Below are 21,823 nucleotides of genomic sequence, written 5' to 3'. Positions count from 1 at the left end.
TTGCGCGCGCCAGCGCGATCTGACCGGAGAGCAGCCGAGCGTGGGCTCGGCTCTACATCATCAGGCGCCCTGCCAGGCAGCCAACAAGGCGCGGCAATCGGCGAAATGCCAGTCGGCACGGCCCGGCCACGGATTTTCCGGCAGATTGACCAGCACGGTGTGCGTGCCTGCGGCACGGCCGCACTCCAGGTCGTAGGCGTGGTCACCGACCATCACTGCCTCCGCAGCCCCGATCCCCCAGCGACGAAGATGCTGCTGCAGGCCATCCGGCGAGGGCTTGGGCACCGCTTCGTCGCGGCCGATGATGTCGGCGTCGTCGAACAACGCCCCGACCCCGATCGCCTCCAGCGTCAGCTTCGCCAGCGCATGGTCGTTGCGGGTCAGGATGCCCAGTCGGCAACCCGCCGCCGCCAGCGCGCGCAGCAGCTTCAGCGCACCCGGTGCCGGCAGTGCGTCCTCGGCCAGCGCGCGCTCATGATCCAGCAACCACGCGCGCTTGGCCTGCGCCGGTGCGTCCGGCAAGGCCGCAATATGGTCAAGGATGTCTTCCTCGGCCGCAATCTTCAGCGCGCGGCGGATCGCGGCGAAATCATGCACGGCGACGGTCAGCGTGCCATCCAGGTCGAACACCCAGTGCCGGATCGCGGACAACGCGTGCACTGCGCTGCCCGCCGCAACCCTTACTGCCACCACTGCGGCATGCGGCTGGCGTCGACGCCACCGGTTTCGAACACAGCGGTGCGGGTGCCACCGGCCTTGACCGGGAACTCGATGCTGATCGATTTGCCCTTGCGCGCCAGCTTCCACAGCGCCTTCTGATCGGTGATGAACAGGGCGATGGCTTCATCGGTCTTCGGGCGCCACGCGGCCATCGACACCGGCTTGCCGTCGTCCACGGTCACTTTCACCGTGCACTGCGGGCAACGGAAATCGCCGGCCTGCAGCACCAGATACGCATGCCGCTTCCACTCCGGATGATCGCGGAACACCAGCTGCACCGGCTTGGCGCCGCTGCCATCCACGTCCACCCGTTCCTTGCTGTAGATCTGCGCCGAAACCTGGTTGCCCTTGTTGCCCACCGGGATCTGGTTGTACTGCCACAGTGCCTGCATGCGGCGCAGGTCGCGCGCGGCATCGCCCTTGGCCTTGACCTCGTCGAAGCCTGCGGCGATGCGCTCGGCGGCCGCGGTGTCCTTGTACTGGTCCAGCAGCGAGGCGCCGTGCAGGCGCGCGCGCTCCCAGTCCTGCGCGGCCACGGCCATGTCGTACTGCTTGGCCACGTCTTCGGCCTTGGCCTCCTTCTGCGCCTGCACGGCGGCTGCGGCGGCTTCCTGCGCCTTGCGTTCTTCCTCGGGGTTGCTGCAGGCGGCCAGCGCCAGCGTGCAGGCGGTGAGCAGGATCAGTCGTTTCATGGCGGAGGTCCTTTGCGAGTGCATCCCGATTCTATCGGCAGCGAAAAGCGGATACACCAACGGCGGGTTTCCCCGCCGTTGGTGGTGAAGCAGTGACCGGTTGCCGGCCAGCGGCCGGCACTACCGCTTACTTGGCTTCAGCCTTGGCCAGCATGTCCTGGACCGAGGCGGTGGTGATCGGGTGGTAGCCCGGCTTGGCCTTTTCGAAGGCCTGCTTGGCCAGCTCCAGCCCCTTCGGGGTCTTCACCAGTTCGGCGTAGATCGGCAGGATCAGCTTGCGACGGCCGACGCGCTCGATGAATGCCGCCGCGCCTTCATTGGCCTGCTCGTAGCCGCTGCGGATCGCCAGCGGGTACCAGCGCATGGCGATTTCGCCATTCGGGGTGCCGGTGAAGTGGAAGGCCTTGTCCAGCGTGGCCAGCTTGTCCAGCGGCTGGGTTGCGCCCAGGCCGTCGATGAAGCGCACCCATTCCTGGGTGCTCCAGTCGGCGATGACCTGGCTGCTGGGCACGGTGCCGGCGCTGGCAAAGGCGATGCGTGCGGTATCGACGCTGCTGAAGTTGCGCGACTGCGCCTTGGCCGCGAACGCCGGGATACCCGGCTCGTCCAGCCATGCCTTCAGTTCGGCCTCGGTCACTGCCGACGGATTCTTCGGCAGCAGGTTCTTCTTCATGTAGTCGACGAACTGGTCGGTGTTCGCGCTCTGGAAGGCGTGGTCATCGAACCAGCCGCGCAGGAACGGATCGAAGGTCTCGCGGCCGAAGCGCTGCTCCAGGAATTCCAGGAACCACGAACCCTTGACGTAGGCCACCTGGCTGAGCGCTTCGTCGGGGTCGCGCTCGTTCAGCGGCGGCAGCGCCAGCGCCTGGTCGGCCGGGCTCATGTCCTTCACTTCGGCCAGCAGGTCGGTCTGGTCGATCTGCTTCTCCATCTCGGCCATCTCCTTGCCGTACAGGGCTTCGGTGATGCGGCCCTGGACGTAGGTAGTGAAGCCTTCATTGAGCCAGATGTCCTTCCAGCTGGCGTTGGTCACCAGGTTGCCCGACCAGCTGTGCGCCAGTTCATGGGCGACCAGCGAGACCAGCGACTTGTCGCCGACGATCACGGTCGGGGTGGCGAAGGTCAGACGCGGGTTCTCCATGCCACCGAACGGGAACGACGGCGGCAGCACCAGCATGTCGTAGCGGCCCCAGCGGTATTCGCCGTAGAGCTTCTCGGCGGCACCGATCATCTTCTCGGTGTCCTCGAATTCCTTGGCGGCCTTGTTGACCATGGTCGGCTCGGCCCAGACGCCGGAGCGGCCGGAGATCGGCTCGAACACCAGGTCGCCGGCGGCGATGGCCAGCAGGTAGGACGGAATCGGCTGCGGCATCTTGAAGGTGTAGTCACCATCACGCGCGGCCTTGGGATCGTTGTCGGCGCTCATCAGCACCATCACGTCCGGGCGCGAGACCACGTGCGCGCTGTAGGTGAAGCGCACGCTCGGGGTGTCCTGCAGCGGCACCCACGAACGGGCGTGGATGGCCTGTGACTGGCTGAACATGAAGGGCAGCTTCTTGCCCTCGGTCATCGACGGCGCCAGCCACTGCAGGCCCGAGGCGGTCGGTGCGGTGTGGTAGGTCACTTCCACCTTGGCCGGCTGTTCCGGGGCCTCGATGGTCAGCTTGCTGCCGAACACCTTGTCAGCGGCGGCCAGCTCGAACTTCAGCGGGCTGCGCGCGCCATCGGCGGCGACGGCCTCGACCTTGGACACGGTCAGCTCGCGGGTGTCGAGCACCAGCTGCCTGGCGTCCTTCTGCTTCCATTCCAGCGTGTAGGTGGCGGTACCGCCAATCTGCTTCTGGTCGAAGTCGAGCTTCAGATCCAGCGCGATGTCCTTGATGACGACCTTGTCCGGCTCGGCGTACGAGCTTTCGTCGTGGCTGCGGTTCTCGGCGTTCACGGGGGCGGCAGGGGCCTTTGCGGCAGTCGGGGCGGCGGCGGGCGCGGCCGCCTCCTGGGAGCAGCCGGCGGCCAGGGCCACGGCCAGCGGAAGGAGCATCAGCGGATTACGCATGAATCGGGACCGTTACGGGGATCAAACCCCAATGGTAACTCCCTCCGGCCGCGCAGGCGTTGCGCGGTGCGGGGTAATGGCGGCCCACAGCACCGGTAGTGCCGGCCGCTGGCCGGCATCCGCACGGACGATGACCGGGCACGGGGATGCCGGCCAGCGGCCGGCACTACCCGGACACTGGGCTTACAGCTTGTAGCCGGAGTGGATCGAGACGATGCCGCCGGTCAGGTTCTTGTAGTGGCAGCGCTCGAAGCCGGCCTGCGACATCATCGCCTTCAGTTCGTCCTGCGGCGGGGGCTTGCGGATGCTCTCGGCCAGGTACTGGTAGCTGTCCGAGTCATTGGCGAACAGCTTGCCCAGCTTCGGCAGGATCTTGAACGAGTGGAAGTCGTAGATCGGCTTGAACCAGTCCGCGGTGACTTCGGAGAACTCCAGCACGCGGGCCTGGCCGCCCACCTTCAGCACGCGGTACATCTCGCGCAGGCCAGCGTCCTTGTCCGTCACGTTGCGCAGGCCGAAGGCGATGGTGACCAGGTCGAAGCTGTTGTCCGGGAACGGCAGGGCCTCGGCGTTGCACTGCACGTAGTCCAGGCCCAGCACCAAGCCGCGGTTGGTCAGGCGGTCACGGCCGACCGACAGCATGCCGGCGTTGATGTCGCCCAGCACCACCGAGCCCTCGGCGCCGACGCGCTCCTTCAGCAGGGCGGCGATGTCGCCGGTGCCGCCCGCCAGATCGAGCACGCGGTCGCCCGGCTTCACCTGCGCGGTGGCCACGTAGTAGCGCTTCCACGCCCGGTGCACGCCCAGGCTCATCAGGTCGTTCATCAGGTCGTAGTTGCGCGCGACCGAGGTGAACACCTGGCCGACCAGCTTCTGCTTGTCCTTGGCGGCGACGTCGCGGAACCCGAAATGGGTGGTACCGGCTTTGTAGGGGGATTCGCTCATGGCCCCGATTATCGCACCGCCGGGGGCCAGCGGCACCCCCTGCCCGTATCATGGCGGGCCACGACTTACCGGAGCCCCGCATGATCACCACGCCCGACTACCAGGCCCTGCTGCAGACCGCCATCGCCGAAGCCCGCCAAGGCCTGGCCGAGGGCGGCGTGCCGATCGGCGCGGCCCTGTACCACAACGACGGCCGCCTGCTTGGCTGCGGCCACAACCGCCGCGTGCAGGAAGGCGACCCGTCGGTGCACGGCGAGACCGATGCGTTCCGCAAGGCCGGCCGCCAGCGCCGTTACCAGGACACGATCATGGTCACCACCCTGGCACCGTGCTGGTACTGCTCTGGCCTGGTGCGCCAGTTCAACATCGGCACCGTGGTGGTGGGCGAATCGCGCACCTTCCAGGGCGGCATCGACTGGTTGCGGGAAAACGGCGTCAACGTGATCGACCTCGACAACCAGGAATGCGTCGACCTGCTCGGCGATTTCATCAGCCGCCATCCGGACATCTGGAACGAAGACATCGGTGAATGAGCCACACACCGTCATCCGTTGAACCCGTTTAATGAACGCTTCAGTGCCGCCACCTCTTAGTGCGGGCAGCGTTTGCGGCCATTGCCGTGACCGCGCGCACAGTCAGCTGGACCGCGTGCACACACTGCGGTAACACCCCACCCGGCTGACACGCCTAGGGTGGGGTTACCGGGGCTCGTTTCCCCGGCGGAGCCAGCCATGTGCGCGCACGCCGTACGACCTACGCCCGACCCGATCCTCGAATCCATCCGCGAACGCCTGCAGCAGCACTTCGCGCTGCACCGGCGCAGTGCGTCGTTCTGGAGTGCCTACCAGGGCCTGCAGCTGGAACTGGTGCGCGGCCAGCCACGCGATCACGAGCGACTGTGCAACGCGATGGCCACCATGGCCGAGCAGATGGGGGCGGTCGAGCACGCGCAACTGATCAGCAATCGCCACACCGGCTCCACATCCCGCTGACGCGGCATGCACCGGCAGATACGCCACACTCCGATGAACCCCCACTCCCTTTCCACTCAACCGAACTGGATTGTCATGCACGCTGAAGTCCCCACCATTCCTCCGGTCATCAACGTAGACGCCGAGCTTGACCACTGGCGCCGCCAGCATGCCGAGGGCGCACTGCCGCACAACTCGTTCGGCTCCTACGTGCCGTGGATCAAGTTCGCCTGTGATTCGCTGATCACCCAGCCGCGCGCCAGCGAGGCCGAACGTGACGAAATGTTCCAGACCCAGTACGCCCTGCAGATCATGCCGCGGCTGAGCGAAGCACAGGCCCGCGAGTTCGTCGACCTCTGCTGGCAGCACGTCTATCAGAGCAGCCCGGTGCGCAGCCTGCAGGCGCCACGACTGCAACGCATGCGCGCCTGACGGCCGCTGCACGGCGCCTCCACGCGCCACTGCCGATCATCCTCGTCACCTGAGTGGGACGACGACGATGACAGCACGAAATCTGTTCAATACGATCGCCAAGAAGGCCGCGGCCGCCACGGGCTCGCCGTGGACCTTCCTGGCGGCAGTGGCGATCGTGGTGATCTGGGGCATCAGTGGCCCGGTGTTCGGCTTCAACGACACCTGGCAGCTGGTGATCAACACCGGCACCACCATCATCACCTTCCTGATGGTGTTCCTGATCCAGCACACGCAGAACGCGGACACCGCCGCGATGCAGATCAAGCTGGACGAGCTGATCCGGGCAACCGCCGAGGCCAACAACGAGCTGCTCGATCTGGAAGAACTGGACGAGGCACGCCTGGAAGAGATCCGCGCCGAGTACGAGCAGATGGCGCGCGAAGCCGGCGATGCGCTCGCGCGGGTGCGCGCCTGCCATGCAGCGCGGCGCGACGATGAAGCGGTGTAGCAGGTCCTGAAATGACAATGCCGGCCAGCGGCCGGCACTACCATCGATCATCAAGGTAGAGCCGGCCGCTGGCCGGCTGTCCTTCAGCTGCGCTCGTGCCAGCCACCGCCCAACACCTTGTACAGCGTGATGCGGTTGGCCTGCTGCGCCAGCTGCGCCTGCAGCTGGGTCTGTTGTGCGTTGTAGGCGGTACGCCGCGCATCCAGCAGGGTCACGAAGCTGTCCAGGCCCGCGTCGTAGCGCGCCTGCGACAGGCGGTTGGCCTGTTCGGCCGCTTCCACCAGGCGCTGCTGTGAACGCACCTGCTCGTCCAGGCTGACATTCAACGCCAGCGCATCGGCGGTTTCGCGGAAGCCCACCTGGATCGACTTCTCGTACTGCGCCAGTGCGATATCGCGATCCGCATTGGCGATGGCCAGGTTCGCGCGCAGCTTGCCGCCCTGGAAGATCGGCAGCGTGATCTTCGGCAGGAAGCTCCATACCCGGGTTCCGCTGTCGAACAGGCCGGACAGTTCGCTGGAGCCACTGCCGATGCTGCCGGTCAGCGAAATGCTGGGGAAGAATGCGGCACGCGCAGCGCCGATGTTGGCATTGGCGGCCAGCAGCTGGTGTTCGGCGGCCATGATGTCCGGGCGCTGCAGCAGCACGTCGCTGGGCAGGCCTGCCGGCGGCGGTGCCAGTGCCAGCAGCTGCGGTTCGATGCCGTCCGGCAGCAGTGCCGGATCGAGCTGGCCACCGGCCAGCAGCGCCAGCGCGTTGCGGTCCTGGGCCAGCTGGCCACGCAGGCGCGCAGCATCGGTGCGCGCGGTCTCGACCAGCGTGCGGGTCTGGGTCAGTTCCAGTGCCGAACTGCCGCCACGCTCGTGGCGGGCCTCGGCCAGGCGCAACGAATCTTCGTAGGTCTTCAGCGTGGCCTCGGCGATCTTCAGCTGCTGCGCGTCGGCACCATACGTCAGCCACGCAGTTGCGGTCTCGGCAATCAGGCTCAGCTGCGCGTTGCGGCGGTTGGCAGCCACGGCGAAGTACTGCTGCAGCGCCGCCTCGCTGAGGTTGCGCACGCGACCGAACAGGTCCAGCTCGAACTCGGCCACACCCACGCCCGCGCTGAACTGCTCGGTGACACCGGCATCGGTACCACGGCGGTCCATCTGGCCGGTCACGGCCACGCCGGGCACGCGATCAGCGCGCTGCACACGGTACTGGCCGCGCGCGCGTTCAACGTTGAGCACGGCCACGCGCAGGTCGCGATTGTTCTGCAGCGACTGCTCGATCACCTGCTGCAGGCGCTCATCGGTGAAGAAGTCGCGCCAGCCGACGGCGGCGGCATCGGCCACCTGGCCCTGTACTGCCTCGGCCGGCCACTGCGCCGGGATCGCCGGAGCGACGGCGGTGTTCTTCGGCACCAGGGTGGAGCAGCCGGCGAGCGCGAGCACGGCGGCAATGGAAAGGAACAGGGATGCACTTTTCATGGGAATGACTTCCATCGGTACTGCCGGATGGCAGGAGGTAGTGCCGGCCGCTGGCCGGCAACCTCGTTGGATTCACATCAAGCGATCAGCAGATGCCGGCCAGCGACCGACACTACCGTTACAGGTCACATCGTGGATCTGCGCTTGAACACGCGCTGCACCACCACGAAGAACAGCGGCACGAAGAACACGCCGAGCACGGTGCCGACGATCATGCCGCCGAGCACGCCGGTGCCGATCGCCTGCTTGGCACCGGAACCGGCGCCGGTGGAGATCGCCAGCGGTACCACGCCCATGCCGAAGGCGAGCGAGGTCATCACGATCGGGCGCAGGCGGTCGCGCACGGCGTGCATGATCGACTCGATCAGGCTGGCGCCCTTTTCCAGGTTTTCCTTGGCGAACTCGACGATCAGGATCGCGTTCTTGCTGGTCAGGCCCACCGTGGTCAGCATCGCCACCTGGAAATAGATATCGCGCTCCAGGCCCTTGAAGGTGTTGGCCAGCACCGCGCCGAGGATACCCAGCGGGGCCGCCAGCAGCACCGCGGTCGGTACGCTCCAGCTTTCATACATCGCGGCCAGGCACAGGAACACGATCATCAGCGACAGCGTGTACAGCAGTGGCGTCTGCGAGCCGGCCTGGCGTTCCTGGTAGGACATCGCCGTCCACTCAATGCCGAAGCCCGCCGGAAGCTGCTTGGCCAGCTGCTCGATCTCGGCCATGGCATCGCCGGAGGCGACACCCGGGGCCGGTTCGCCCTGGATTTCCATGGCCGACACACCGTTGTAGCGTTCCAGGCGCGGCGAACCGTAATCCCAGTGCTTGGTAGCGAAGGCGCTGAACGGCACCATCTCGCCCTTGTCGTTCTTCACGGACCAGAGATCGAAGTCCTCCGGGACCATGCGGAACGCCTGGTCGGCCTGCACGAACACGCGCTTGACGCGGCCACGATCGACGAAGTCATCGATGTACGAGCTGCCCCACGCGGCGGCCAGCGTGCCGTTGATCTGGTCGATCGACAGCCCCAGCGAGGTCGCCTTGGCCGCGTCGATGTCGATGCGGAACTGCGGCGTGTCCTCCTGGCCGTTCGGGCGCACGTTGGCCAGCTTCTTGCTGCCGGCGGCCAGGCCGAGCAGCTGGTTGCGTGCGGCGACCAGTGCCTCGTGGCCCTGGCCGCTGTTGTCCTTCAGGAAGAAGGTATAGCCCGAGGCAGTCCCCAGTTCCGGAATGGCCGGCGGCGGGAAGGCAAAGATGAAGGCATCCTTGATCTGGCCCAGGGCAGCCATCGCACGACCGGTGATCGGCATCACGCCATTGTTGGCGTCACGCTCGCTCCAGTCCTTCAGCTTGACGAACGCCATGCCGGCGTTCTGGCCCATGCCGGCGAAGCTGAAGCCCTGCACGGAGAACACCGAATCCACCGCATCCTTCTCGTTCTGCAGGAAGTGGTTCTCCAATGCCGCGATCGATTCCAGCGTGCGCTCCTGGGTGGCGCCGACCGGGGCCTGCACCAGCGCCATCAGCACGCCCTGGTCTTCGTTGGGCAGGAACGAGCTGGGCAGGCGCACGAACAGCACGCCCATCAGCACGAACAGTGCCGCCACGATGCCCATGAAGCGCCACGGACGATGGATGATGCCGCGCACACCACGCTGGTAACTTTCGCTGGTGCGGTCGAAGCCACGGTTGAAACCGTTGAAGAAGCGACCGGCCAGGCCGCGGTGGGCAACATGATGCTCACCCTTCTTCAGCGGCTTGAGCATGGTCGCGCACAGTGCCGGGGTCAGCACGATCGCCACCAGCACCGACAACGCCATTGCAGAGACAATCGTGGCCGAGAACTGCCGGTAGATCACGCCGGTGGATCCGCTCATGAAGGCCATCGGCACGAACACCGCCGACAGCACCAGGCCGATACCCACCAGCGCACCGGTGATCTGGCCCATCGACTTGCGGGTCGCTTCAAGCGGCGACAGTCCTTCCTCGGACATGATGCGCTCGACGTTCTCCACCACCACGATGGCATCGTCCACCAGCAGACCGATCGCCAGCACCATCGCGAACATGGTCAGCATGTTCACCGAGAAGCCCAGCATCGCCAGCACGCCGAAGGTACCCAGCAGCACCACCGGCACGGCGATGGTCGGGATCAGGGTGGCGCGGAAGTTCTGCAGGAACAGGTACATCACCACGAACACCAGCACGATCGCTTCGATCAGGGTCTGCACCACGCCCTTGATCGACACGCGCACGAACGGGGTGGTGTCGTACGGGATCTCCGCCTTCAGCCCGGCCGGGAAGAAGCTCTTCATGTCCTCCAGCGCGGCATCCACGCCGGCGGCGGTATCCAGCGCGTTGGCGCCGGTGGCCAGGGTGACCGCCAGGCCGCTGGCCGGCTGGCCGTTGTAGCGGGTGACGAAGTCGTAGGACTCAGCACCCAGTTCGACGCGGGCGACATCACCCAGGCGCAGCTCAGCACCGTCCTGCGCACCGCGCACGATGATGTTGCGGAACTGTTCCGGGGTCTGCAGGCGCGACTGCGCGTTGATGGTGGCGTTGAGCTGCTGGCCCTTGATCGACGGTGCACCGCCAAGCTGGCCGATGGCCACCTGCGCGTTCTGTGCCTTGATCGCTGCGGTCACTTCCGCAACCGACAGGCCATAGGTATGCAGCTTGTTCGGATCCAGCCAGATGCGCATGGCGTACTTGCCACCGAATACCTGGATGTTGCCCACGCCCGGCACACGGCTGAGGCGGTCGACGACATTGGAACCGACGTAGTCGGCGATGTCGTTGGCGTCCATGCTGCCGTTCTCGGACACGAACGCGATGACGTTCAGGAAGCCCGAGCTGGACTTGGCCACGTTGATGCCCTGCCGCTGCACTTCCTGCGGCAGCAGCGGCATGGCCAGCTGCAGCTTGTTCTGCACCTGCACCTGGGCGATGTCCGGGTTGGTGCCGCTCTCGAAGGTCAGGGTGATGGTGGCCTGGCCGTTGGACGAGCTGTTGGAGGAGAAGTAGATCAGGCCATCGAGGCCCTTCATGTTCTGCTCGATGATCTGCGTCACCGAGTCCTCGACCACCTTGGCCGATGCACCCGGGTAGGTGGCGCTGATTTCCACCGCTGGCGGCGCGACGTTGGGGTACATCGAGACCGGCAGCTTGAACAGGGCCAGGCCGCCGGCGAGCATGATGATGATGGCGATCACCCACGCGAAGATGGGTCGATCGATGAAAAAGCGTGCCATGGGGTTCTCCGCTTACTTCGCGTGGCCGGCCGGGGCGGCAGGCTGGGCGACGGCCGCCGGCTTGGCCGGAGCAGCGCCCTTCTCGGTGGCCTTGACCGGCATGCCGGGGCCGATCTTCTGCAGGCCTTCGACGATGACCTTGTCACCGGCCTTCAGACCCTCCTCGACCAGCCACTTGTCGCCGACCGTGCGGCTGACCTTGACCGGGCGTACTTCGACCTTGTTGTCCTTGCCGACCACCATCGCGGTGGTGTCGCCCTTCGGATCGCGGGCGATGCCCTGCATCGGCACCAGCACCGCATCGCTGCGCACGCCGCCGCCGATCACCGCACGCACGTACATGCCCGGCATCAGCAGGCCGTCCGGGTTGTCCACCTTCACGCGCAGGCCGAAGCTGCCGGTGGCCGGATCGACGCTGACTTCGGAGAACTCCAGCGTGCCCTTGTGCTCGAAGGTGCTGCCGTCTTCCATCAGGATGCTGACCGGCAGGGTCTGGTTGTCCTGCAGGCGGCCGGCAGCCAGTTCGCGGCGCAGCTGCAGCAGCTCGGCCGAGGACTGGGTCAGGTCGACATAGATCGGATCCAGCTGCTGCACGGTAGCCAGTGCATTGGCCTGGCCGGCGCTGACCAGCGCACCCTGGGTAACGCTGGACTTGCCGATGCGGCCGCTGATCGGCGCGGTGATGCGGGCATAGCCGAGGGTGACGTTGGCCGCGTCCAGCGAGGCCCTGGCGGCACCGACATCGGCCTCGGCCTGCTTCTGCGCGGCCACGGCGTTTTCCAGGTCCTGCTGGCTGACCGCGTCGACCTTGGCCAGCTCGGTGATGCGCTTGGCGCTCAGGCGCGCGGCGTTGGCCGTGGCTTCGGCGCGGGCCAGCTGGGCGCGGGCGCTGTTGGCCTGGGCGCGGTAGCTGGCGTCCTCGATCTGGTACAGCGGCTCGCCGGCCTTGACCATGCCGCCTTCGGTGAACAGGCGCTTGGCAACGATGCCGTTGACCTGCGGGCGCACTTCGGCGACCAGGAAGGCGTTGGTACGGCCCGGCAGTTCGCGGGTCAGGCCCACGGTTTCGGACTTCAGCGTGACCACGGTGACGTCACCCGGGCCCTGCTCGGGGGCCTGGGGTTGGCCGCCGCAGGCAGCCACGGCTGCGGCGATCGCCAGCGACAGTGCAAAGGGTCGGATTCGGCTCAGCAACATGACGGAAAGGCTCTTAGGGGAAGGAATCTCAAATCGCGCTGATACAGGCCGAAAGCGCCAGCAGGCAACGCGCACCAGCGGGGAGTGGGAGCCGGACCGGCCTGCCACGCACACGACGGGAATGATGGGAGCGAAATATACATACATGCTTGTTTGTTTGTAAACCGGTACAATTCAGCCACGTTTCACCCGCACTCGTACCTACCCATGGCCCGCAAGACCAAAGAGGACACCCAGGCAACCCGGGAAGGCATCCTTGACGCCGCCGAAGCCTGCTTCCATGAACACGGCGTGGCCCGTACCACGCTGGAGATGATCGGCGCCCGCGCCGGCTATACCCGTGGCGCGGTGTACTGGCACTTCAAGAACAAGAGCGAGGTGCTGGCCGCGATCGTCGAGCGGGTGCACCTGCCCTTCATGCAGGAACTGGAGCGCACCTCCACCGACCAGCGCGACACGCCGGTGCACGACCTGCGCGCGGTGATGATCCACTCGTTCATCGAGCTGTCCGAGGACGAGCGCCTGCGCAAGACCATGGAAATCATGCTGCGCAGCGATGCGTCGGCCGACACCAGGGTCCTGACCGAAATGCAGCAGGCCGGCTTCCGCGATGCGCTGGACCGGATGGAGCGTGCCCTGCGCCGCGCCAAGGACCTGGGCCAGCTGCGCGAGGGCGCCGACCCGAAGATCGCCGCACGCATGCTGCACGCCACCGTGCTGGGCGTGCTGCACGGCGCGATGGTCGAACCGGAACTGATGGACCTCAAGCGCGATGGCATGCTCGCGCTGGACATGACCCTGGCCGCCTACGTGAAGGATGGTGTGTTCGTTCCCGGCACCGTCCCCGAGCCGCTGCCCGAGGCGTGAACGAGGCTGCTCCCATCACTGCGGCACCCCCTGCAAGGGCAGATCGATGATCCTGGACAACGTGGTGTGGGGCTTCATCGGGTGTGGCAGCGTCACCGAGAAGAAGAGCGGGCCGGCCCTGGCCAACACGCCGGGCTCACGGGTAGTGGCGGTCATGCGCCGCAATGCCGCATTGGCCGAAGACTATGCACGCCGCCACGCGATTCCGCGCTGGTACGCGGACGCCGATGCACTCATCGCCGATCCGGAGGTGAACGCGGTCTACGTTGCAACACCGCCCTCCACGCACATGCACTACGCATTGCAGGCGATTGCTGCAGGCAAGCCGGTCTACATCGAAAAGCCGATGGCCATGGACCACGACGAGTGCCAGCGCATCATCGCGGCCAGCGCCCGCAGCGGCGTGCCCGTGTTCGTGGCCTACTACCGCCGTGCCCTGCCCCGCTTCGCACAGGTGAAGCAGCTGCTGGACAGCGGCGCGATCGGTACGCCGCGCAGCGTGCGCGCCACCCTGCATCGGCCACATTCGGCGGCTGCCGCATCGCCGGACTTCTGGCGAACCAACCCCGCCATCGCCGGCGGCGGGCTGTTCGTCGACCTGGGCTCACATACGCTGGACCTGCTCGACCATCTGCTGGAGCCCCTGAGCGACGTGCGCGGCCTGGCCAGTTCGTTGACCGGCGCCTACGCCGCCGAGGACAGCGTCTCGATGTGCTTCCGCACCGGGGCGGGGGCGCATGGCGTCGCGCAATGGAGTTTCTGCGCGTTCCGCCGACAGGACGAGGTCGAGATTACCGGCGACCTGGGGCAGCTGCGCTTTGCCACCTTCGAGGACGTTCCGGTGGTGCTGGAGACCGAAGCGGGCGTGCAGGCATTCGATATCCCGAACCCGCCATCGGTCCAGCAGCCGTTGATCGCCTCCGTCGTGGACGAACTGCGCGGCCACGGGCACTCGCCCTCGAACGGCATCAGCGCCGCCCGCACCAGTGCAGTGATCGACCAGGTACTGCAGGCCTACCGCGCCCGGCAATCGCGCTGAGCGCCAACGCAAAAGGCCGCCCTGCGGCGGCCTTTTCTGTTGCAGCGGATGGAGTCAGGGCCCTCGCCACGGCGAAGGATCCGACCTCGATGCGCATTACAGGATGTAGCGGCTCAGGTCCGGGTCCTGCACCAGCTCACCCAGGTGTGCATCGACGTAGGCGCTGTCGATGGCCAGGGTTTCGCCATCGCGGTCCGGTGCCTCGTAGCTGAGCGAATCCAGCAGGCGCTCCAGCACCGTATGCAGGCGGCGCGCGCCGATGTTTTCCTGGCGCTCGTTCACCTGGAACGCGATCTCGGCCAGGCGCTCGATGGCATCGGCAGTGAAACTGACCTTGACGCCTTCGGTGGCCAGCAGTGCTTCGTACTGCTTGGTCAGCGCGGCCTTCGGTTCGGTCAGGATGCGCACGAAGTCGCCCTTGCTCAACGCGCCCAGCTCAACGCGGATCGGGAAACGGCCCTGCAGCTCCGGAATCAGGTCGCTGGGCTTGGCCAGGTGGAACGCGCCCGACGCGATGAACAGGATGTGGTCGGTCTTGATCGTGCCGTACTTGGTGGACACGTTGGAGCCTTCCACCAGCGGCAGCAGGTCGCGCTGCACGCCTTCGCGGGAGACATCGCCACCGCCCACGTTGTCGCCGCGCTTGGCAACCTTGTCGATCTCGTCGATGAAGACGATGCCGTGCTGCTCGCAGGCCTCGATCGCCGCAGTGCGGATATCGTCCTCGTTGACCAGCTTGCCGGCCTCTTCCTCGATCAGCAGCGGACGCGCGGCCTTGATGGTCAGCGTGCGCTTGTGCGCCTTCGCGCCGCCACCCAGGTTGGCGAACATCGACTTCAGCTGCTGGCCCATTTCCTCCATGCCCGGCGGGGTCATGATGTCCATGCTGACATTGGCCGCCAGGTCGAGCTCGATCTCACGCTCGTCCAGCTCACCGTTGCGCAGCATCTTGCGGAACTTGATGCGGGTCTCGTTGTCCTGCGCCGACGGTTCGTTGCGGGCGACTTCAGGATCGAAACCGATGCCGCCGCTACGACGCGGCAGCAGCGCATCGAGGATGCGGTCTTCGGCGCGTTCTTCGGCCTGGGTACGCACGCGCACCTTGGCCTGTTCGCGATACAGCTTGACCGCGGTGTCGGCCAGGTCGCGGATGATCTGCTCGACGTCCTTGCCGACGTAGCCCACTTCGGTGAAGCGCGTGGCTTCGACCTTCACGAACGGCGCGTTGGCCAACGTAGCCAGGCGGCGCGCGATCTCGGTCTTGCCGACGCCGGTCGGGCCGATCATCAGGATGTTCTTGGGCATCACTTCATTGCGAAGCTCCGGCGCCAGCTGCATGCGGCGCCAGCGGTTGCGCAGGGCGATGGCCACGGCACGCTTGGCGTCGTGCTGGCCCACGATATGCCGGTCCAGTTCCTGCACGATCTCGCGCGGGGTCATGGTGGCGGAGGATACTTCGATCTTCGACATGGATGTGCTCACGAATTCGTTGTCTACGATGCCGGAACCGAACGGCCCCGGACGGTAGCGCCGGGCCATGCCCGGCGAATCTGGAATGTCTGTGACGGGTTCCCCGTCACAGCTCCTCGACCACCACGTTGCGGTTGGTGTAGATGCAGATGTCGCCGGCGATGCCGATCGCTTCACTGGCAATCGTGCGCGCATCCAGTTCGGTATGTGCCATCAGCGCGCGCGCGGCCGAAAGTGCATACGAGCCACCGGAGCCGATGGCGATGATGCCGTCCTCCGGTTCGATCACATCGCCGGTGCCGCTGATGATCAGCGAGGTTTCCTTGTCAGCCACGGCCAACAGGGCTTCAAGCTTTCCGAGGCGGCGCTCGGTGCGCCAATCCTTGGCCAGCTCGACCGCGGCGCGCTGCAGCTGGCCGTGCTTTTCCAGCTTGGCCTCGAACAGCTCGAACAGGGTGAAGGCATCGGCGGCGGCACCGGCGAAACCGGCCAGCACCTGGCCGTCGCGGCCAAGGCGGCGCACCTTGCGCGCGTTGCCCTTCATCACGGTGTGGCCCAGCGTGACCTGGCCGTCGCCGGCAATGGCCACGTGCTCGCCGCGACGGACGCAGACGATGGTGGTGGCGTGGAAAACGTTGGGGTTCTGACTGGGGTCCATGATGCCTCCGGGGTGACAGAACCAGAGGTGGGGCCTGCGCTGCGCCCTTCAAGCCACCCGCGACCGGCCACCGCAGGGGCAACGTTCAGCTTTCTCCGCTGCCCTCGCTGCTGCGTCGGCGCTTCGCGCGCGGATGCGCGGCGTCGTAGACCTTGGCAAGGTGCTGGAAATCGAGGTGGGTATAGATCTGCGTGGTGGCGATGTCGGCATGGCCCAGCAGCTCCTGCACACCGCGCAGGTCGCCGGACGATTCGAGGATGTGGCTGGCGAAACTGTGCCGCAGCATGTGCGGATGCACATGCTTGAACAGGCCCTGGCGCTGCGCCAGCTGGCGGATGCGGATCTGCACCGCGCGCTGGCTGATCGGCCCGTTGCGGCCAGGAAACACCGGCGAGGCCGGGCCGCCACCACTTTCGGCACGCCACGCCTGCAGCGCTTCGCGTGCGGGCCTGCCGAACGGCACCCGGCGCTGGCGGTTGCCCTTGCCCAGCACGTTGACCAGGCCGCTGGCGAAATCCAGGTCGCGCCAGGTCAGTGCGCAGACTTCGCTCAGGCGCAGGCCCGAGGAGTAGAACAGCTCCAGCAGCGCGCGATCACGTCGACCGAGTTCACCTTCCGGTTCAAGCTCGACCAGCTGTACGGCTTCGTCGGCATCGAGCACCTGCGGCAACCGGCGCGGTGCGCGCGGTGCCTTCAGCGTCGCTGCAGGGCTGACCTCGATGCGGCCGTGCTTGAGCAGCCAGGTATAGAAGCTGCGGCAGGCCGACAGGCGGCGCTGCAGGCTCTTGGCCGACAGGCCGCGGCGATGCTCGTCGGCCACGAACTGGCGCAACGCATCGGCATCGAGTGCCTCCACGGCTACGCCACGCGGCTCGGCCCACGCCGACAGTGCGTCCAGGTCGCGGCGGTAGGCGTCGAGTGTGTGCGCCGACATCCGCCGCTCCACCTGCAGATGCTGCAGGAACGCCTGTACCGCGCTCATCGCCGTCGTGCCCTGCTCAGCCCGCGAAGCGCTTCAGGCCAGTGGCCAGGGCATCGCCCATCATGCGCAGGAACAACGTGCCCATGCCCGGGTAGAAACGGTTTGGATCATGGCTGCCGACCGCGATCAGGCCAACCCCCGGCAGCGGCAGCAGCGCGGTGGTCTGCACCTCCTCGCTGCGCGCGCCGTACAGCACGGCGTTCTTCTCCGGCTGCAGGCGGCCGCAGATCGGCTCGCCGTCCTTCAGGCAGTCGCGGAACGGGCCCAGTTGCGGATCATCGGCGGCGATCACCTGCAGCCAGTCGGCCTGTTCCAGCCCGGCCACCGGCGCATGCACCACCAGCCGCACCAGGTCGCCGGCGAAGTCTTCCTGCAACGAAGCGGCCATCGCACGCAGAGTGTCGGCCGCATTGTCCTGCTTCATCAGTGCCAGGGTCAGCTGGTGCGTGCGCACCGCCAGCCGCTCGTTGACCTGGGCGGTCGCGCCCAGGTCGGCCAACCGTCGCGCCAGCTCGCGGTTCTTCTCGCGCAGCACTTCCAGCTGGTAGCTGGCCAGCGATGCGGTCGGGCCGTCATCGCGCGGCACCACCAGGGTCAGGGCCAGGTCCGGGAACTGCTTGAGGAAGCCGGGATGACGCCGCAACCAGGCAGCGACTTCGTGGGCCCCGAGCTTGTCGACGGTTTCGCTCATGCCATCCACTCCCCTTCGAAGACGAATGCGGTCGGGCCGGCCATCACCACAGGCTGGCCATCGCCCGGCCACTGGATGCGCAGGTCACCACCGGGCAGGCTGATGCGGGCATCGCGCTGCAGGCGGCCGCGCTGCATCAGGGTCACCGCAGCGGCGCAGGCGCCACTGCCACAGGCCAGGGTTTCGCCGACGCCGCGCTCGAACACGCGCAGGCGGGCGTGCGCCGGGCCCATCACCTGGGCGAAGCCCACGTTCACCGAGCGCGGGAACGAGGCATGCTGCTGCAGCAGCGCACCGACGCGCTCGACCGGCGCAGCATCAATCAGGCCGACTTCGATCACCGCATGCGGGTTGCCCATCGACACTGCGGCGAAGCGCACGCTTTCGCCCTGCAGCGGCAGCAGGTATTCCTCGCGCGCGTGGGCGAAGCCCATCAGCGGCACGTTGGCCGGCTCGAAGGCAGGCACGCCCATGGTTACGGCGAACTGTCCGTCACCGAGCACCTTCACTTCATGGCTGGCCAGCGGGCTGTCGATGACGAACGCATCGCCCTGCGCACTCCCTTGGCGCACCAGCCACGCCGCGATGCAGCGCGCGCCATTGCCGCACTGCTCGGAATTGGAACCGTCGGCATTCCAGATGCGGTACGAGGCCACCGAGCCTTCCGCACGTGGCGCTTCGATGGTCAGGATCTGATCGCAGCCGACGCCGGTGTGGCGGTCGGCAAGGCGCGCGGCCAGTTCGGGCGTAGGCGGCGCGGTGCCGTCACGCAGGTCGATCACTACAAAATCATTGCCCGCGCCGTGCATCTTGCTGAAGCGCAGCGCCGTGGAACTGGCCTTACTCATCCCCGCTGCCCGCCTTCTTCGCTGGCGCGGTTGCCGGCTGAGTGGTCGTTGCAGCCGGGTCGACCGTCGTGGCGGGGGCAACGGCGCCCTGGGCCTCCGCCGCGGTCGCCTCGGTGGCGGGCTCGGCAGCGGGTTCGACGGTTTCTTCCACCGGCACCGGCTTCTGCGGCAGTACCAGCGGGCCCTTGTTGCCGCAGGCGGCGAGGAGCAGCAGCGAGGCCGCTGCCAGCGGAATCAGGATGGCGTTTCGATGGGGAATCTTCATGCCCCGAGTATAGCCATTGGCGGCTGAGCGGTTGGTGCAGGGAATCGGGTTGCCGGCCAGTGGCCGGCACTACCGCAGGCGCTCAATCCTCGGGAGGCGGAAGCGGCCGCGTCCACAGCCAGATCGCCACCACGGTCATGCTGCCGATCGAGAACCACTTCACCCAGGCAATCGGCACGCACCACAGCATGATGGCGGCGCATACCGCCATGGTGATCGTGGCCATCCACTTGCCGTAGCGGCTGACCGCCCCGTGTGCCTGCCAGTTGGCGATGGCCGGGCCGAAGCGTGGATGCTGCAGCAGCCAGTTGTGCAGGCGCTCGGAGCCACGCGAGGCGGCCCAGGCCGAAATCAGGATGAATACGGTGGTCGGCAGGCCCGGCACGAAGATGCCGACGATGCCGGTGCCGAGGCTGACATACGCCAGCAGCCACCACGCCCAGCGGAAACGCACCACGCGCGGAGGCGTGGTGGCATCGCGAGGGGCGGAAGGATCTGGCGCGCTCATGGCCGCAAGGATACCGGTTCAGGGTGCCAGGCAGCGCCCGGCACCCTGTCGCGATCACGGCTGGGCGATGCCCAGCTGCTGCAGCACGAACGCGTACGACTCGGACAGCTCGCGGTAGCGCTTGAAGCGCCCCGACTTGCCGCCGTGGCCGGCTTCCATGTTGGTGCGGAACAGGATCGGGTAGTGGCCGGTGTTGTCGTCACGCAGCTTGGCCACCCACTTGGCCGGCTCCCAGTACTGCACCTGCGAATCCCACAGGCCGGTACCCACGTACAGCGCCGGGTACGCCTGCTGCTTCACGTTGTCATAGGGCGAGTAGGACAGCATGTAGTCGTAATACGGCTTCTGCTCCGGGTTACCCCACTCGTCGTATTCGTTGGTGGTCAACGGAATGGTCGGGTCGAGCATGGTGGTGACCACGTCGACGAACGGCACCTGCGCCACCATCACCCGGTAATCCTGCGGCGCCTGGTTGGCCACCGCGCCCATCAGCAGGCCGCCGGCGCTGCCACCGGACGCGGCCACGCGATCCTTCGCCGCCCAGCCCTGTGCTACCAGGCCACGGGTGACGTCGATGAAGTCGTTGAAGGTGTTCTGCTTGTGCAGCAGCTTGCCGTTCTCGTACCAGTCGCGGCCCATTTCCTGGCCGCCGCGGATGTGGGCGATGGCATACACCACGCCGCGGTCGAGCAGGCTTACCGCGGTCTGGTTGAAGTACGGGTCCATCGACATCCCGTAGCTGCCATAGGCGTACTGGAACAGCGCGCCCTTGCCGTCCTTCTGGTAGCCCTTGCGGTAGACCAGCGACACCGGCACCTTCACGCCATCGCGCGCGGTGATCCAGACGCGGTCGGTTTCGTACTTCGACGCGTCATAGCCGATCACCGGCTGCACCTTCAGCTGGCGGCGTTCGCCGGTGGCGGTGTTCAGCTCGAACACGGTGGTCGGGGTGGTCATCGAGGTGTAGACGTAGCGCAGCCAGGGCGTATCGGCCTCGGTGTTGTCGCCCAGGCCCATCGAGTACGCTGGCTCATCAGCCTTCACGTAGTCGCTGCGGCCATCCTTGAACAGCAGGCGGATGCGCTCCAGGCCCTCGGAACGTTCGGCGATGGCGGTGTAGCTGTCGAACAGCTCGAAGCCTTCGATGAACACCGCATCGTCATGCGCGATCCAGTCCTTCCACTGCGCACGCGAAGTGGCATCGGTCGGTGCGGTGACCAGCTTGAAGTTCTTCGCGCCGTCGTTGGTGCGGATCACCCAGCGGCCGTCGTAGTGGTCGGCATCGTACTCGACGTCACGCTGGCGAGGGGCCAGCACGGTGAACGTGGTCGGGTCGCTGGCCGGTGCGTAGCGCTCTTCCGAGGACACGGTGCTGTGCACGCCGATGGTGATGAAGCGATCGTCGCGGGTGCGGCCGATGCCCATGTAGAAGCTGTCGTCCTTCTCTTCGTAGACGACGGTGTCGGCGCTGGCCGGGGAGCCCAGCACGTGCTTCTTCACGCGCACGGTGAGCAGCGTTTCCGGATCGTTCTCGACATACAGCACGGTACGGTTGTCGTCGGCCCAGACCAGGTCGCCGGAGCTGCCGGTGATCACATCGGGCAGCACCTTGCCGGTGGCCAGATCCTTGAAGCGGATCGTGTACTGGCGGCGGCCCACATCATCCTCGGCCCAGGCCAGCAGCTGGTTGTCCTGGCTCACTTCCATCGAGCCGACGCTGAAATAGCCCTTGCCGGCGGCCATGGCGTTGACGTCCAGCAGGATCTCCTCGGCGGCCTCCATGCTGCCCTTGCGGCGCGCGTGGATCGGATAGTCCTGGCCGGTCTCGAAGCGGCTGTAGTACCAATAGCCGCGCTCACGCGCCGGCACGCTGGAATCGTCCTGCTTGATGCGGCCGACGATCTCCTTGTACAGGGTGTCTTCGAGCGGCTTGAGCGGCGCCAGCACCTGGTCCGCGTAGGCATTCTCGGCCTGCAGGTAGGCCAGCATGTCCTTGTTCTCGCGCTTGTCGTCGCGCAGCCAGTAATAGTCATCGTTGCGGGTCGCGCCGAACGGCGCCTTGACCACATGCGGATGCTTGGCGGCATCCGGCGGAACAGGCGGAGTGGCGGCGGTGGCAGTAGTGGTCATCAGGCTGGCGAGCAACAGGCAGAGATTGGATTTCATGTAGTGGGGTTCCTTGAACTGCAATGCAATGGCGTCCTTGTGCCCGAGTCTGGGTTGCAGGAGGGCTGCGGGCAACCCTGCGGATCGTCATGGGGAGTGCCGGCCGCTG

General features: G+C 66.6%; 21 protein-coding genes. 6 read left to right on the top strand and 15 right to left on the bottom strand.

Annotation, left to right across the window (positions count from 1 at the left end):
- Nucleotides 1-60: 60 nt before the first annotated feature.
- From BN1263_RS09260 to ubiE, 4 genes are all read right to left on the bottom strand, one after another.
- The gene (locus BN1263_RS09260; RefSeq protein WP_058980654.1) at nucleotides 61-693 is read right to left on the bottom strand and encodes an HAD family hydrolase; all 633 of its coding nucleotides are present in this window, start codon (nucleotides 691-693) and stop codon (nucleotides 61-63) included.
- On the bottom strand, nucleotides 681-1,412 hold the full coding sequence (locus tag BN1263_RS09255; protein ID WP_008265071.1) for a hypothetical protein: 732 nt from the start codon (nucleotides 1,410-1,412) through the stop codon (nucleotides 681-683). Before BN1263_RS09255 ends, BN1263_RS09260 begins: the two co-directional genes overlap by 13 nt.
- Nucleotides 1,413-1,539: 127 nt before the next feature.
- Nucleotides 1,540-3,468, bottom strand: a complete 1,929-nt coding sequence (locus BN1263_RS09250; protein ID WP_058980652.1) for a M1 family metallopeptidase — start codon at nucleotides 3,466-3,468, stop codon at nucleotides 1,540-1,542.
- 183 nt (nucleotides 3,469-3,651) lie between these two features.
- Entirely contained in the window at nucleotides 3,652-4,413 is a 762-nt protein-coding gene (ubiE, locus tag BN1263_RS09245) for a bifunctional demethylmenaquinone methyltransferase/2-methoxy-6-polyprenyl-1,4-benzoquinol methylase UbiE (protein WP_058980650.1), read from the bottom strand.
- Nucleotides 4,414-4,493: 80 nt separating this feature from the next.
- On the opposite strand from ubiE, the gene BN1263_RS09240 reads away from it, so the two are divergent.
- The 4 genes from BN1263_RS09240 (at nucleotide 4,494) to BN1263_RS09225 (ending at nucleotide 6,306) form a co-directional block, all read left to right on the top strand.
- A complete protein-coding gene (locus BN1263_RS09240) occupies nucleotides 4,494-4,946 on the top strand; it encodes a nucleoside deaminase (protein ID WP_005419409.1) in 453 nt (150 codons plus the stop codon).
- A 198-nt stretch (nucleotides 4,947-5,144) separates the two neighbouring features.
- Nucleotides 5,145-5,405: a hypothetical protein gene (locus BN1263_RS09235; RefSeq protein ID WP_021203905.1), complete on the top strand. Its 261-nt coding sequence runs from the start codon at nucleotides 5,145-5,147 to the stop codon at nucleotides 5,403-5,405.
- Between the two features lie 75 nt (nucleotides 5,406-5,480).
- On the top strand, nucleotides 5,481-5,816 hold the full coding sequence (locus tag BN1263_RS09230) for a hypothetical protein (RefSeq protein ID WP_021203904.1): 336 nt from the start codon (nucleotides 5,481-5,483) through the stop codon (nucleotides 5,814-5,816).
- Nucleotides 5,817-5,883: 67 nt separating this feature from the next.
- On the top strand, nucleotides 5,884-6,306 hold the full coding sequence (locus BN1263_RS09225; RefSeq protein WP_058980648.1) for a low affinity iron permease family protein: 423 nt from the start codon (nucleotides 5,884-5,886) through the stop codon (nucleotides 6,304-6,306).
- Between the two features lie 83 nt (nucleotides 6,307-6,389).
- Here the strand turns inward: BN1263_RS09225 and smeF are convergent, their stop codons facing one another.
- The 3 genes from smeF to smeD all read right to left on the bottom strand — a co-directional run bounded on the left by smeF (nucleotide 6,390) and on the right by smeD (nucleotide 12,220).
- On the bottom strand, nucleotides 6,390-7,790 hold the full coding sequence (gene smeF, locus BN1263_RS09220; RefSeq protein ID WP_144435335.1) for a multidrug efflux RND transporter outer membrane subunit SmeF: 1,401 nt from the start codon (nucleotides 7,788-7,790) through the stop codon (nucleotides 6,390-6,392).
- A 110-nt stretch (nucleotides 7,791-7,900) separates the two neighbouring features.
- Nucleotides 7,901-11,023, bottom strand: a complete 3,123-nt coding sequence (smeE, locus tag BN1263_RS09215) for a multidrug efflux RND transporter permease subunit SmeE (protein ID WP_058980643.1) — start codon at nucleotides 11,021-11,023, stop codon at nucleotides 7,901-7,903.
- A gap of 12 nt (nucleotides 11,024-11,035) precedes the next feature.
- Entirely contained in the window at nucleotides 11,036-12,220 is a 1,185-nt protein-coding gene (gene smeD / locus BN1263_RS09210; protein ID WP_058980641.1) for a multidrug efflux RND transporter periplasmic adaptor subunit SmeD, read from the bottom strand.
- 207 nt (nucleotides 12,221-12,427) lie between these two features.
- Between smeD and smeT the strand changes: the two genes are divergently transcribed.
- Nucleotides 12,428-13,087, top strand: a complete 660-nt coding sequence (gene smeT, locus BN1263_RS09205; protein WP_019660698.1) for an efflux transporter SmeDEF transcriptional repressor SmeT — start codon at nucleotides 12,428-12,430, stop codon at nucleotides 13,085-13,087.
- 46 nt (nucleotides 13,088-13,133) lie between these two features.
- Nucleotides 13,134-14,126 (top strand): Gfo/Idh/MocA family protein, encoded by a 993-nt coding sequence (locus BN1263_RS09200; protein WP_058980639.1) that lies wholly within the window; start codon nucleotides 13,134-13,136, stop codon nucleotides 14,124-14,126.
- Nucleotides 14,127-14,222: 96 nt separating this feature from the next.
- On the opposite strand, the gene hslU is transcribed toward BN1263_RS09200, so the two are convergent.
- The 8 genes from hslU to BN1263_RS09160 all read right to left on the bottom strand — a co-directional run bounded on the left by hslU (nucleotide 14,223) and on the right by BN1263_RS09160 (nucleotide 21,714).
- Nucleotides 14,223-15,596 (bottom strand): ATP-dependent protease ATPase subunit HslU, encoded by a 1,374-nt coding sequence (gene hslU / locus BN1263_RS09195; RefSeq protein WP_026347094.1) that lies wholly within the window; start codon nucleotides 15,594-15,596, stop codon nucleotides 14,223-14,225.
- Nucleotides 15,597-15,702: 106 nt separating this feature from the next.
- Entirely contained in the window at nucleotides 15,703-16,254 is a 552-nt protein-coding gene (hslV, locus tag BN1263_RS09190; protein WP_005411093.1) for an ATP-dependent protease subunit HslV, read from the bottom strand.
- A gap of 85 nt (nucleotides 16,255-16,339) precedes the next feature.
- A complete protein-coding gene (xerC, locus tag BN1263_RS09185) occupies nucleotides 16,340-17,236 on the bottom strand; it encodes a tyrosine recombinase XerC (RefSeq protein WP_058980637.1) in 897 nt (298 codons plus the stop codon).
- A 16-nt stretch (nucleotides 17,237-17,252) separates the two neighbouring features.
- Nucleotides 17,253-17,927: a DUF484 family protein gene (locus tag BN1263_RS09180; RefSeq protein WP_058980634.1), complete on the bottom strand. Its 675-nt coding sequence runs from the start codon at nucleotides 17,925-17,927 to the stop codon at nucleotides 17,253-17,255.
- Nucleotides 17,924-18,775, bottom strand: coding sequence for a diaminopimelate epimerase (gene dapF, locus BN1263_RS09175; RefSeq protein ID WP_058980632.1), 852 nt, complete (start codon nucleotides 18,773-18,775; stop codon nucleotides 17,924-17,926). The genes BN1263_RS09180 and dapF overlap by 4 nt, the downstream gene beginning before the upstream one ends.
- A complete protein-coding gene (lptM, locus tag BN1263_RS09170; protein WP_058980630.1) occupies nucleotides 18,768-19,040 on the bottom strand; it encodes an LPS translocon maturation chaperone LptM in 273 nt (90 codons plus the stop codon). The genes dapF and lptM overlap by 8 nt, the downstream gene beginning before the upstream one ends.
- 82 nt (nucleotides 19,041-19,122) lie before the next feature.
- Nucleotides 19,123-19,548 (bottom strand): YbaN family protein, encoded by a 426-nt coding sequence (locus BN1263_RS09165; RefSeq protein WP_058980628.1) that lies wholly within the window; start codon nucleotides 19,546-19,548, stop codon nucleotides 19,123-19,125.
- Between the two features lie 54 nt (nucleotides 19,549-19,602).
- The gene (locus tag BN1263_RS09160) at nucleotides 19,603-21,714 is read right to left on the bottom strand and encodes a S9 family peptidase (RefSeq protein ID WP_058980626.1); all 2,112 of its coding nucleotides are present in this window, start codon (nucleotides 21,712-21,714) and stop codon (nucleotides 19,603-19,605) included.
- Nucleotides 21,715-21,823 lie beyond the last annotated feature (109 nt).

The sequence above is a fragment of the Stenotrophomonas thermophila genome, from assembly GCF_001499715.1.
In the GTDB taxonomy this organism is placed as follows: domain Bacteria; phylum Pseudomonadota; class Gammaproteobacteria; order Xanthomonadales; family Xanthomonadaceae; genus Stenotrophomonas; species Stenotrophomonas hibiscicola.
This window is presented reverse-complemented; position numbering and strand designations above follow the sequence as displayed.

What these genes read in the sequence shown, in the direction of transcription:
- BN1263_RS09250 (WP_058980652.1), bottom strand. Translation starts at nt 3,468, where the DNA reads ATGCGTAATCCGCTGATGCTCCTTCCGCTGGCCGTGGCCCTGGCCGCC.
- smeT (WP_019660698.1), top strand. Translation starts at nt 12,428, where the DNA reads ATGGCCCGCAAGACCAAAGAGGACACCCAGGCAACCCGGGAAGGCATC.
- BN1263_RS09230 (WP_021203904.1), top strand. Translation starts at nt 5,481, where the DNA reads ATGCACGCTGAAGTCCCCACCATTCCTCCGGTCATCAACGTAGACGCC.
- BN1263_RS09165 (WP_058980628.1), bottom strand. Translation starts at nt 19,548, where the DNA reads ATGAGCGCGCCAGATCCTTCCGCCCCTCGCGATGCCACCACGCCTCCG.
- lptM (WP_058980630.1), bottom strand. Translation starts at nt 19,040, where the DNA reads ATGAAGATTCCCCATCGAAACGCCATCCTGATTCCGCTGGCAGCGGCC.
- hslU (WP_026347094.1), bottom strand. Translation starts at nt 15,596, where the DNA reads ATGTCGAAGATCGAAGTATCCTCCGCCACCATGACCCCGCGCGAGATC.
- ubiE (WP_058980650.1), bottom strand. Translation starts at nt 4,413, where the DNA reads ATGAGCGAATCCCCCTACAAAGCCGGTACCACCCATTTCGGGTTCCGC.
- BN1263_RS09160 (WP_058980626.1), bottom strand. Translation starts at nt 21,714, where the DNA reads ATGAAATCCAATCTCTGCCTGTTGCTCGCCAGCCTGATGACCACTACT.
- BN1263_RS09235 (WP_021203905.1), top strand. Translation starts at nt 5,145, where the DNA reads ATGTGCGCGCACGCCGTACGACCTACGCCCGACCCGATCCTCGAATCC.
- BN1263_RS09200 (WP_058980639.1), top strand. Translation starts at nt 13,134, where the DNA reads ATGATCCTGGACAACGTGGTGTGGGGCTTCATCGGGTGTGGCAGCGTC.
- smeE (WP_058980643.1), bottom strand. Translation starts at nt 11,023, where the DNA reads ATGGCACGCTTTTTCATCGATCGACCCATCTTCGCGTGGGTGATCGCC.
- smeF (WP_144435335.1), bottom strand. Translation starts at nt 7,790, where the DNA reads ATGGAAGTCATTCCCATGAAAAGTGCATCCCTGTTCCTTTCCATTGCC.
- BN1263_RS09225 (WP_058980648.1), top strand. Translation starts at nt 5,884, where the DNA reads ATGACAGCACGAAATCTGTTCAATACGATCGCCAAGAAGGCCGCGGCC.
- smeD (WP_058980641.1), bottom strand. Translation starts at nt 12,220, where the DNA reads ATGTTGCTGAGCCGAATCCGACCCTTTGCACTGTCGCTGGCGATCGCC.
- hslV (WP_005411093.1), bottom strand. Translation starts at nt 16,254, where the DNA reads ATGGACCCCAGTCAGAACCCCAACGTTTTCCACGCCACCACCATCGTC.
- BN1263_RS09180 (WP_058980634.1), bottom strand. Translation starts at nt 17,927, where the DNA reads ATGAGCGAAACCGTCGACAAGCTCGGGGCCCACGAAGTCGCTGCCTGG.
- BN1263_RS09255 (WP_008265071.1), bottom strand. Translation starts at nt 1,412, where the DNA reads ATGAAACGACTGATCCTGCTCACCGCCTGCACGCTGGCGCTGGCCGCC.
- dapF (WP_058980632.1), bottom strand. Translation starts at nt 18,775, where the DNA reads ATGAGTAAGGCCAGTTCCACGGCGCTGCGCTTCAGCAAGATGCACGGC.
- xerC (WP_058980637.1), bottom strand. Translation starts at nt 17,236, where the DNA reads ATGAGCGCGGTACAGGCGTTCCTGCAGCATCTGCAGGTGGAGCGGCGG.
- BN1263_RS09240 (WP_005419409.1), top strand. Translation starts at nt 4,494, where the DNA reads ATGATCACCACGCCCGACTACCAGGCCCTGCTGCAGACCGCCATCGCC.